Source organism: Enterobacter cloacae complex sp. S3 (genome assembly GCF_014930495.1).
Lineage (GTDB): Bacteria > Pseudomonadota > Gammaproteobacteria > Enterobacterales > Enterobacteriaceae > Enterobacter > Enterobacter asburiae_B.
The window spans coordinates 1-7,668 of record NZ_JADBRD010000059.1; the positions used below are offsets into that span (position 1 = coordinate 1).

Consider the following 7,668-nt stretch of genomic DNA (forward strand, 5'->3'; position numbering starts at 1 on the left):
GCTAACTTTGCAACAGTGCCAAAGCCATGTATTCCAGAATGTGATGCAGTCCCTGAAAGTTGACTGGCTGACGCATACACCGGCAGGTAAGGATGGCACCCGGACAACGGCACGGTCCAAAGGTAAAGTAGAGCGTCCTTTCAGGACCGTTAAAGAGGCACATGAAACCCTGTACCATTTCCATAAACCGGAGACGGAGCTGCAGGCCAACGAATGGCTCTGGAACTATCTGAGTCGTTACAATGCGCAGCAACACCGCAGCGAGAAACACTCGCGCCTGGAGGACTGGCTGGCAAATATCCCCCGGGACGGCGTGAGAGATATGTGCAGCTGGGAACAATACGGTCGGTTCGCCCGGGAGCCGGAATCCCGCAAGGTGGGTGTTGATGCGCGGGTAACGATAGACGGCACCGCATGGGAAGTTGAACCGGATATGGCGGGGGAAATCGTCATTCTGCTGTGGGGGTTGTTTGACGAAGAGATGTATGTGGAGTTTACCGGTGAAACATGGGGGCCTTATTATCCGGTATCGGGGCCTGTGCCACTACACCGTTATCGGACGTTCAGGCGTGGCAAAGCGGCTGAACGGGCCGATCGTATTCATGCTCTGGCCAGACAGCTGAACATCCCCATCAGCGCGTTGTCCGGAAGCGATCTCCGCGTGGTCAGTGATGACACCCAGCAGCGCATTGATGAATTGCCACATCAGCCCTTTGATGCCCGAAAATTTGAATACCACTTTCCCACCGTTATTGCGGCAAAACTGGCTATTGCCGACGATCTGGCCATTCCGCTGGCCAGAATGCCGGATGAAGACCGGGCGTTTATCGACAGTATTCTGGCTGAGACGCTAAACCGTAATGAAGTACTCGCCCGCATCAGAGACTATTTTCGTAACAGACAACCAGGAGAAGACCATGCGGGTTGAAGTGATGGAGCATTATGGGCTGACGCAGTCTATTGAACAGGCCAGGTATTATGAAACTGCTCACCATAAGCAGTTGATGAAAGACATTAAAGGGGCGATACGCGAAGGGCGTCTGATAGCCGTCTGTGGTGTGGTCGGAAGTGGCAAAACAGTCACTCTGCGACGCCTGCAGCAGCAACTGATGGATGAAAACAAAATCATTGTCGCCCGTTCCCTGTCGGTCGACAAACAGAGTGTCCGGCTCGCCACGCTGATTAACGCCCTGTTTTACGACCTGGCGCAGGATAAGCAGGTGCAGATCCCCAAGCAGGGTGAACGTCGCGAGCGGGAACTGCAGGAGCTGGTCAAAAAAGGTAAACGCCCGGTGGCGCTGTTTGTTGATGAGGCGCATGACCTGAACGGTAATACACTGACGGGGCTCAAACGGTTGATGGAAGTGGTTGAAGACGGCGGAGGACGGCTATCTGTCGTTCTGGCAGGTCACCCTAAACTGCGTAATGACCTGCGTCGTCCGACGATGGAGGAAATCGGTTATCGTACCGATATTTTTACGCTGGACGGGATCACCGGCAGCCAGCGCGAATATATCCAGTGGTTGCTGAAAACCAGCACCGGCAAGGGTAAGCCGGAAGATATTCTGACGACCGAAGCAGTTGACCTGTTGGCGATGAAACTTCGTACACCGCTGCAGGTCCAGTTGCACCTGACGCTGGCGATGGAAGCAGGATACCAGACAGGTGAAAAGCCGATTACCGCCACGCTGGTTGAATCCGTACTGTCACGTCAACTGGATGACCTGGAACCGACACTCACGCGGCATGGTTACCGGCTGAAAGATATGGTGGAGCAGTTTGATGCAAAACCTGCTGAAATCAGGGCATTATTTAACAATCAGTTAGACCCTGCCCGCACAGCCGAGCTACGCGACAGAATGTTGGCGGTCGGCCTACCGATATGACGATGTCTATTTGCAGTTATTGTGAGCCCGGCGGACTGGATTGCGAGTCCGTCTGGCTGATTGCGAGCCCATTGTCACTTAATGTGAGTCGGGGGCGTTTTTCATTTGCAGTTAATGTGAGCCGAAATATGCGCTGATTGCGAGTCGGAGGGATTTCGATTGCGAGCCACTACACATAGGGATTATCAACGCGATGAGAATTTTACTGGTTGAAGATGATCTGATGATCGGCGACGTGGTGGCGAATTCGTTACGCGATGCGTCGTATGCGGTGGACTGGATGAAAAATGGCAATGATGCGCTGGCCAGTTGCTTCGCGCAGCATTATGACATTGTGCTCCTGGATCTTGGGCTGCCGGGACAGGACGGCTTTAGCGTCATGAACGCACTTCGCCGTCAGGGATCATCCGTACCGGTGGTGATTGTCACCGCGCGGGATGCCCTTACGGACAGACTTCACGGCCTCGACAGTGGAGCAGACGATTACCTAATTAAACCGTTCGAGTTCAGCGAACTGCTCGCGCGGATACGCGCTGTTTTGCGACGACATAACGGCAACAGTGATCGATTGCTGAGTAACGGTGTGCTCAGCCTGAACCCGGTCAGTCACGAAGTGTGTTTGTTGGCCAGCGGAGAGAACTTTTTACTTTCGAAGCGCGAGTATGCTCTTCTGGAAGCACTCATGCAGCGCCCCGGCGGTATTCTCTCTCGCAGCGATCTTGAAGACCGTATTTATGGCTGGGGGGATGAGATTGAAAGTAACGCTGTTGAGTATTTCATCCACGCTCTACGTAAAAAGCTCGGCCGGAATGCCATCAAAAATGTCAGGGGGGTCGGATGGCTGGTTTCCAAAAGCGAGTGAAAAACTCTCTGAAGCTACAGCTCTCGGTAGCCCTGAGCGTCGCCATTTTATTTACCGCAGTTATTTCCTGTGGTCTTACCTTCTATTTTGCACTCGACGAAGCCCATGAACTACAGGATGGCACCCTGACCCAAATCGCCAGTGTGATATATGACAACCCTGACTCGCAGACTCTTGTTAAGCAACTGGATGGTGATAATGATTCCCGAGTGGTGGTGGAATTCATATCGGAAAACGGTAATTCCCTGCAGGCCCGCGACCCCACTTTTCAGCTGGAAACGCCCATGCATGAAGGTTTTCAGAACGTAATTTCCGGCGGAGAATCGTATCGTGTATTGGTGCATCGACTTTCACCCACCCAATTGGTCGCCATTGGTCAGCAGCTTGACGTACGCGACGAAATCTCATTTGAAAGCGCACTGCGCACGTTGATCCCGCTCAGTCTGCTGTTGCCGATACTGTTGCTGGTTGCGACTGATCTGATCCGGAAAGCCTTTCGCCCCGTTTCACTCCTTGCCGATGAGGTGCATCAGCGAGATGAACGCAATTTGACGCCGTTCCCTGAAGATGCCATTCCTGATGAAATTCGTCCATTTGTGGGTGGTATCAATAAATTGTTGCACAAAGTTAACGATGCCATGCAGACACAGTCACGTTTTATCGCCGATGCGGCCCATGAGTTACGTACCCCGCTAACGGCATTGTCGCTACAGGCGGAGCGGCTGTCGGCGAGCGAAATGTCGCCCGAAGCGCAATTCCGGCTGAACAGCCTGCAACAAGGGTTAAGCCGAACCAAAAACTTGTTAGAACAGCTGCTTCTGCTTGCCCGCGAACAGCAAAATACGCGGCAAGGAAATAATCAGCCTCTGCTCATTACACAGTTATTCAGGGAGGTGATTGAATCCCTGCATCCACTTGCTCTGGAAAAAAGTATTGATATTGGCGTACTGGAAACTGCCAGTGCGAGTCAGCTGGTTTACACCGATAAATACACACTCACTATTATCGTGAAAAATCTGGTAGAAAACGCAATCCGCTATATACCGGAACACGGACAAATTGATCTCAGCGTGATGGTATCGCAGCACGAAGCGATCATTAAAGTTGAAGATAACGGTCCCGGTATTGCCGCAGAAGAAAGGATGCGCGTGTTCGATGCATTTTATCGCCCTGAAGGCGTGACCCAACCCGGCTCTGGGTTGGGCTTAGCGATAGTCAAAGCATGCGTCACGCGGCTGGGTGGGAAAGTTACTTTAGCCCCTGCCAGCCAGTTTACCTCAGGCGTACTGGTCAGCATTGTCCTGCCACTGCAATCTGCGCGATAAAATGTAGATGAAAATTGTACTCTTACTGGAGATACTTTGCGTTCTGCTGGTGTTTTGCCTGCATCCCGACCTCGGTAAGGATATTGCCTGTTATTTGCATAAGATGATTTTCTACTCTTGCCACAGGTTTACGAGTAGGTGATTTGGGAGGAAGCGTCTTAGCCTTTGAAGTTGGCGCGAAGGAGAGAATGGCACTCCGTGCAACGCATTAATTACCGCGGATATCCGCCATCACCTACTTGCGCCTGTGTGTACCATTTCATCAGCTCTGCAGTTCCCGGCTCGTTTTCGGCGGGGGCCCATGGGGCGGCATCTTGATCAGCAACAGGCTGGTACCTACCGTGTTTTACCTCAAAAATAACGCCGCCTTCATCCAGTGACAATACGGTATGCCAGGTGCCTGCATCCATCTCCAGCACTTTACAGTCCTCACCTAACACGACGCGCTGGGTCAGGTTACCCAGGTCATCAAAGTTCAATACCAAAAAGCGACCGGTAAGGGATGTCAGCAGTTCAAAAGTATGCGGGTGGCGATGAGGGCGAACATAAGTTCCCGGTTCCATAGCAATAGCCAGACGCTGCACCGGGTCGCTCAATTCAGGGTGGAAATTATGATGGGCACGTAAGCGGGGGGAATTTGCGGCTTGTGCGCTTTGCTTGCGTAGGTCGTTGAAAGTAAGTTGTTTCATATTATAAGCCTTATTGCATTCTTGCAGCTTACGGCAACCAGGTTGCCGTAAGGCTTTTTGTTATACTAACAATCGATTAGCCACGGCATTCGCGGAACAAATCGCGGTCAGGATTATAGACGCTGGTGCTTACGTCCCACAGCCCCAAAATCGATGAGAACAGGTTGTCGTGGGAATATGATTTTTTCGCCGCATTATTTTCAAGGCAAGACATGTTGATGTGTTTCCCGGCGATAAAGCCCGGTGACATCCAGACCTGCATCGGAATATGCGTCTGCTGATCCGGTGCCAGTTTGTACGGCGTGCCGTGCAGATATAGCCCGCTTTCGCCCAATGATTCACCATGATCGGACACATAAAGCAGCACGGTGTTGTACTGATCGCTGTAATTTTTTAGCTTTTCAATCATCTCAGCTAATACATAGTCTGTATAACGAAGGGTGTTGTCGTAGGTGTTGACCAATTGTTCCTGAGTACAGTTTTCGATATCGCTACGTGCACATTCGGGCATGAAGTGGCGATGCTCAGCCGGATAACGCAGGTAATAAGTCGGTCCATGGCTGCCAATGATATGGAAGGCGACAAGCTTATCACCTGGCATTTTGGCGATTTCATCATCAAGGTTTTCCAGCATCACCTCGTCATGGCACGTTTTGCCATCGCACAGTTTCGGGTTATCACTAGGCTTAATTTCGACAGTCGGGATGCGGCTACATACGCCTTTACAACCGCCATCGTTCTCTTTCCATAACAGCGAGACACCGGTTTTCTGCACGATGTCGAGGAAATTTTCACTGTTAGATGCTTTTTTACTGTCGTACTCGGTGCGATTCATATTCGAGAACATGCACGGAACGGATATTGCGGTAGCGGTACCGCAGGAATGCATATTTTTAAACGAAATAACGCCGCCGGATTTGCTGGTAAAGGCATTGGTATCACGCGAATAACCGTTCATCGAGAAATTCTGGCTGCGTGCCGTTTCGCCAATCACCAGGAACATCAGCGTGGGTTTTTCGTGAGCGACGACGCGTTTAGCATCATTCCCCAGCGTCTGGAAAGGCACTTTAGTCGTAAAGTACGTATCCTTAACATACTGGAAAGTGCTGTAAGCGTAGTTCGCCGGGATGATCTCTTTATTCAATGTCGAGTTATTGCGGCCGACAGAGGCATAATCCTGATAATAAAGTGCGGCAACACCTGCAATCAAACTCAACGATGCCAGCACGGAGAGCAAACGGTAAGCAATGCCTTTATACCATTTTTCAGGATATTGAATTTTTATTGAAAAAAGGAGGATGGCAGGAAGGATACCGGTAAAGACGAACCATATAATAATTGAGCCATTAAGATAGGAATGCGCTTCCTGGGGGTTAGTTTCAATAATGTTTTGAATCATCGTTTGATCAAACATTACTTTATATTTTAGTGTCGAATAACTGACCAGTGAGCCAGTGATAAACAGTAAAGCAAAGAAAGGTTTCAGCAGAAAACGAACTGAGAAAGGCATAAAAACAACGTTAAGCGCCGCAACCAGAACAAAGGGAATAGAAATGACAAAACCAATTTTGACATGCTCTAAATGCGACAAAATCTCGTAAAAATGCAGCAATATTGGCCAGTTAAGTAAAAACGCAAAGATCATTGCCAGAAGTAAAACCAGCGGAATAACTTTCACCCTGAAAAGTACAGGCATTAACACCTCCGGAAAATAGTAAACCAGTAAAAACATTGATGATAATTACAACAATTCAATCTAATATTATGATTGCCTTATTCGCTGCAAAGCAGAGATTATCATTCTGAAATCTTAGGTTAACCTTAACGAGGCTTTGTTGAATAAATCAGATTTCGGGTAAGTCTCCCCCGTAGCGGGTTGTGTTTTCAGGCAATACGCACGCTTTCAGGCATACCTGCTTTCGTCATTTTGTTCAGCGCTCGTACCAGGGCCATAGCCTCCGCAACCTGACCATCGTAGTCACGCAGCGTCAGTGAACCCCCGAACAGCTGTTTTACCCGGTACATCGCCGTTTCCGCTATCGAGCGACGGTTGTAATCTGTTGTCCATTTCCACCGCGCATTACTCCCGGTCATTCGCTGATTAGCCACTGCACGGTTACGGTCTGCATATTCACCGGGCCAGTAACCCGCACCTTTTCGGGGAGGGATAAGCGCGCTGATTTTCTTATGCCGCAGTTCATCGTGACATAGCCGGGTATCGTAAGCGCCATCGGCGGCGGCTGACCTGATTTTCCGGTGGGTTTGCCGGATTAACCCGGGGAAGGCCTCTGAGTCCGTAACGTTGTTCAGCGACAGGTCAGCGCAGATGATTTCATGTGTTTTACTGTCAACGGCGAGATGCAGCTTACGCCAGATACGGCGGCGTTCCTGGCCATGCTTTTTGACTTTCCACTCGCCTTCACCGAAGACCTTCAGCCCGGTGGAATCAATTACCAGGTGTGCGATTTCACCCCGGGTGGGCGTTTTGAAACTGACATTAACCGACTTTGCCCGCCTGCTGACACAGCTGTAATCCGGGCAGCGTAGCGGAACGTTCATCAGAGAAAAAATGGAATCAATAAAGCCCTGCGCAGCGCGCAGGGTCAGCCTGAATACGCGTTTAATGACCAGCACAGTCGTGATGGCAAGGTCAGAATAGCGCTGAGGTCTGCCTCGTGAAGAAGGCGCTGCCGACTCATACCAGGCCTGAATAGCTTCATCATCCAGCCAGAAAGTTATGGAGCCACGGTTGATGAGGGCTTTATTGTAGGTGGGCCAGTTGGTGATTTTGAACTTTTGCTTTGCCACGGAACGGTCTGCGTTGTCGGGAAGATGCGTGATCTGATCCTTCAACTCAGCAAAAGTTCGATTTATTCAACAAAGCCAAACAGAAGCCACTGGAGCAC

Annotated in this window: 6 protein-coding genes and 1 pseudogene; 4 read left to right on the top strand and 3 right to left on the bottom strand. The window is 50.4% G+C overall.

Going from position 1 to position 7,668, the window contains the following annotated elements; all coding sequences use genetic code 11:
- The 4 genes and pseudogenes from IM317_RS22380 to qseC-like form a co-directional block, all read left to right on the top strand.
- Positions 1–928, top strand: a pseudogene (locus tag IM317_RS22380) (IS481 family transposase); the annotation flags it as partial.
- Positions 861–1,886 (top strand): ExeA family protein, encoded by a 1,026-nt coding sequence (locus IM317_RS22385; RefSeq protein WP_077909719.1) that lies wholly within the window; start codon positions 861–863, stop codon positions 1,884–1,886. The pseudogene IM317_RS22380 and the gene IM317_RS22385, both read left to right, overlap by 68 nt.
- A gap of 193 nt (positions 1,887–2,079) precedes the next feature.
- Positions 2,080–2,748 (top strand): QseB-like response regulator transcription factor, encoded by a 669-nt coding sequence (gene qseB-like, locus IM317_RS22390; RefSeq protein ID WP_001572368.1) that lies wholly within the window; start codon positions 2,080–2,082, stop codon positions 2,746–2,748.
- Entirely contained in the window at positions 2,724–4,073 is a 1,350-nt protein-coding gene (gene qseC-like / locus IM317_RS22395; protein WP_001572371.1) for a QseC-like sensor histidine kinase, read from the top strand. The genes qseB-like and qseC-like overlap by 25 nt, the downstream gene beginning before the upstream one ends.
- Before the next feature lie 212 nt (positions 4,074–4,285).
- On the opposite strand, the gene IM317_RS22400 is transcribed toward qseC-like, so the two are convergent.
- From IM317_RS22400 to IM317_RS22410, 3 genes are all read right to left on the bottom strand, one after another.
- Complete coding sequence (locus IM317_RS22400; protein ID WP_001572372.1) at positions 4,286–4,762, bottom strand: WbuC family cupin fold metalloprotein; 477 nt, start codon at positions 4,760–4,762, stop codon at positions 4,286–4,288.
- Positions 4,763–4,838: 76 nt separating this feature from the next.
- Positions 4,839–6,458 (bottom strand): phosphoethanolamine--lipid A transferase MCR-9.1, encoded by a 1,620-nt coding sequence (locus tag IM317_RS22405; RefSeq protein ID WP_001572373.1) that lies wholly within the window; start codon positions 6,456–6,458, stop codon positions 4,839–4,841.
- A gap of 188 nt (positions 6,459–6,646) precedes the next feature.
- The gene (locus IM317_RS22410; RefSeq protein WP_072196614.1) at positions 6,647–7,615 is read right to left on the bottom strand and encodes an IS5-like element IS903B family transposase; all 969 of its coding nucleotides are present in this window, start codon (positions 7,613–7,615) and stop codon (positions 6,647–6,649) included.
- Positions 7,616–7,668: the final 53 nt, after the last annotated feature.

Bases quoted from the DNA above. Each gene is read 5' to 3' on its own strand.
- IM317_RS22400 (WP_001572372.1), bottom strand. From the start codon at position 4,762: ATGAAACAACTTACTTTCAACGACCTACGCAAGCAAAGCGCACAAGCC.
- IM317_RS22385 (WP_077909719.1), top strand. From the start codon at position 861: ATGAAGTACTCGCCCGCATCAGAGACTATTTTCGTAACAGACAACCAG.
- qseC-like (WP_001572371.1), top strand. From the start codon at position 2,724: ATGGCTGGTTTCCAAAAGCGAGTGAAAAACTCTCTGAAGCTACAGCTC.
- qseB-like (WP_001572368.1), top strand. From the start codon at position 2,080: ATGAGAATTTTACTGGTTGAAGATGATCTGATGATCGGCGACGTGGTG.
- IM317_RS22405 (WP_001572373.1), bottom strand. From the start codon at position 6,458: ATGCCTGTACTTTTCAGGGTGAAAGTTATTCCGCTGGTTTTACTTCTG.